The sequence below is a fragment of the Deltaproteobacteria bacterium genome, assembly GCA_030654105.1.
Classification (GTDB): Bacteria; Desulfobacterota; SM23-61; order SM23-61; family SM23-61; genus JAHJQK01.
On record JAURYC010000007.1, the window covers coordinates 1 to 3,053 of the forward strand.

The following is a 3,053-nucleotide window of genomic DNA, read 5'->3' on the forward strand; positions in this document are numbered from 1 at the left end:
CTCGGACGGGAGGGTGAATCTCTCGGGAGCACAAGGCGGTAATCCTTTCAATGGACAGGGCGGGGCTGCCGCCGAGAATGCCCTCCCTTCCTTCGATTCCGCCTTCCTTGGCGGAAGGCAAGCACGGGTTCGCAACAGATCTTTTTCCCGCCGGTGCCCCCTCTTTCATCACCCTCCCGTCCGAGCTCCGTTAATCAAAGTAAATTCATCCACCTATTGAAAAGTGAAGGGGGGGAAGGTTTGGTTTAGGCGTTGACTTTGGAGAAGTAGCCAATTTATAATCATAAAAACTTTGTTTCTCTTGCAACTATGACTAAGATTAAAACCGTTTTTGGTTGCCAGAACTGCGGTTATCAAGCCCCGAAATGGTTGGGCAAGTGCCCGGATTGCGGCTCCTGGAATTCTTTCGTCGAAGAGCAAGTATCGTCCCTACCGGAACGTTCAGCCCAGGCCATCTCGATCTCCGGGCAGGATTTTCCTCCGCAAGCCATCACAGCCATCGATACTAGCGAAGAAGGAAGGTTAAAAACCGATGTCAGCGAATTCGATCGCGTTCTGGGAGGGGGTTTGGTCATTGGTTCTGTCGTCCTCATTGGCGGCGACCCGGGGATTGGCAAATCCACCCTTCTTTTGCAGGCATTGGATAAACTGGCCGGGAAAGGGGTCAACGTCCTTTATATCTCCGGTGAAGAATCGCTTCGCCAAACCAAGATACGGGCGGACCGGATCGGAGTTTCCTCCCAGAATCTTTATGTCCTGGCTGAAAACTCACTGGAAAAGATTATCGACGACCTTAAAAAGCTAAAACCGAAAGTTGCGGTCATTGATTCCATTCAAACCGTTTTTACGTCTCAACTCCAATCTGCTCCCGGATCAATCAGCCAGGTGCGGGAATCTGCCGGAAAGCTCATGCTCCTGTCCAAATCCACCGGCCTTTCCACTTTTCTCATTGGGCACGTAACCAAGGAAGGAGCCATCGCCGGGCCGCGAGTCCTGGAGCATATAGTGGACACAGTGCTTTACTTCGAGGGAGACAGGGGGCATCCCTACCGCATCCTGCGGGCCGTGAAGAATCGTTTCGGGTCCACGAATGAAATCGGCGTATTTGAGATGAAAGACGGCGGGCTGGAAGAAGTGGCCAACCCTTCGGAACTCTTTCTGGCTGAACGCCCTATAGACGTTCCCGGATCGGTGGTCATTTCCAGCCTGGAAGGCTCCCGGCCCATCCTCGTGGAACTCCAGGCCCTGGTCAGCCCCACCTCCTACGGCATGCCCCGGCGTACAGCCATTGGTGTAGATCCCAACCGGGTTTCATTGCTGGTAGCCGTTCTGGAGAAAAAAGTGGGAATGAACTTGGCCCAGCAGGATATTTTCGTCAATGTGGCGGGTGGTGTTCGCGTAGAGGAACCGGCTGTCGACCTGGGCGTGGTCTCGGCCGTGGCATCTTCTTTTCTCGATAAACCCATCCCTTCTAAAACCATGGTCATCGGAGAAGTTGGGTTGGCTGGCGAGGTGCGCGGCATCCACCAGGCAGAAATGCGTATGAAAGAAGCATCCAAGCTGGGTTTTAAACGTTGTCTATTGCCGAAGAGTAACCGCTCCCGAATAACCCTCGAATTTTCTGGAATAGAGATCGTCGGTATAGGCTCGGTGGAAGAAGCCTTAGAAACCCTTTTTTGAGGATTTTTGATGAAAAAATACTTATTAGGAATTTTTTTGGTCTGTCTCTTTCCCCTCTCCCTATGGGGGCAACCTCCGACTCCCAGCCCGGACCGGATCATCACCATAATTTTTTCCTCCAACGTTTACGGTGAAGTAGAACCCTGTGGCTGACGGGATAATCTGCTTGGCGGTCTGGCCAGGCGGGCGACCTGCATCGAACAGTTACGGCGGGAGAAGCCAAATGTAATCCTGGTGGATACAGGCGACCTTCTTTATTATCGCCCCCCCACGGGTAATCCCAACGAGAAAAAAATAGGAGACCTCAAAGCTGAACTTTACATGAAAACTTATAACCTAATGGGCTACGATGCTTTTACTCCCGGAGAACTCGACTTTTCCTTCGGAGTGGGCGAAATCATCCGGATGAGTAAACGGGCCCATTTCCCTTTTTTGGCCGCCAATCTCATGGTCGCCCAAACCCATAAACCTGTTTTCAAACCTTACCTAATAAAAGAATTCGCGGGAGTCAAAATCGGTCTTTTAGGCTTAGTTTCCAAGGAGATTTCCTTAGGAGGTCCCCCCGAAGAAAGCAAAAAGTACTACCTTGCCGATCCAATCGAAGTTGCCAAAAAATTCGTCGCCGAGTTAAAGAAGGAAAAATGTCAGGTCATAGCTGTCCTGGGCCATATGGAATTGCCTGAGCAGGAAATGCTCGCCAAGAATGTCCCGGGTATCCAATTTATTCTAAGCGGTCACGTCCCGCATCATCAGTTGAATCCCATTGAAGCCAACCGTTCAGAAATCATCATTGCCGGATCTCGAGGGGAGCACCTGGGTCAAGTGGATTTTTTCGTCGAGCAAAAGACTCTTTATTCTCACTACCAACTCGTTTCCCTCACTACGAAATTTACCGATCATCCTCAGGTACAAGAATGGCTCAACCAGTATAAGATTGACCTGCAAAAGCTCCTGCAAACATTACCGCCGATAAGTCCCAGGAAAAGTCCCGCCCCCACCCGCCGCCAGGTGGCCATTCCTGCGACTCCTTTATTCATGGGAGAAAATTACTGCCTTCCCTGTCATCCGCAGCAACATCCAAGCTGGATGAATACTTCCCATGCCCGGGCGTATCAAACCTTATCCCGGAACAACAAATCTTCCGACCCGACCTGTCTGGCCTGCCACACCACCGGATTGGGAATTGTCAGGAATCCTAATGCTTTCTTTGAAAATGTGCAGTGTGAAGCCTGCCACGGCCCGACAGAAGGGCATCCGGATCTGCGGAAGCGTCTCTCCCCGATTGGCGAAGACCAGTGTCGAAAATGTCATAATACCGGAAATAGCCCCAACTTCCATTACCCCACTTACCTCCAGAAAAATCCGCCATCCGC

At 51.3% G+C, this 3,053-nt stretch carries 3 protein-coding genes; all 3 read left to right on the forward strand.

Annotated features, from left to right (window positions below):
• The first annotated feature begins 309 nt into the window (after positions 1-309).
• Positions 310-1,680, forward strand: a complete 1,371-nt coding sequence (gene radA / locus Q7V48_00240; protein MDO9209173.1) for a DNA repair protein RadA — start codon at positions 310-312, stop codon at positions 1,678-1,680.
• Between the two features lie 9 nt (positions 1,681-1,689).
• On the forward strand, positions 1,690-1,833 hold the full coding sequence (locus tag Q7V48_00245) for a hypothetical protein (GenBank protein MDO9209174.1): 144 nt from the start codon (positions 1,690-1,692) through the stop codon (positions 1,831-1,833).
• 75 nt (positions 1,834-1,908) lie between these two features.
• Positions 1,909-3,053, forward strand: a 1,145-nt coding sequence (locus Q7V48_00250; protein ID MDO9209175.1) for a multiheme c-type cytochrome, incomplete at its 3' end; no start/stop codon positions are given.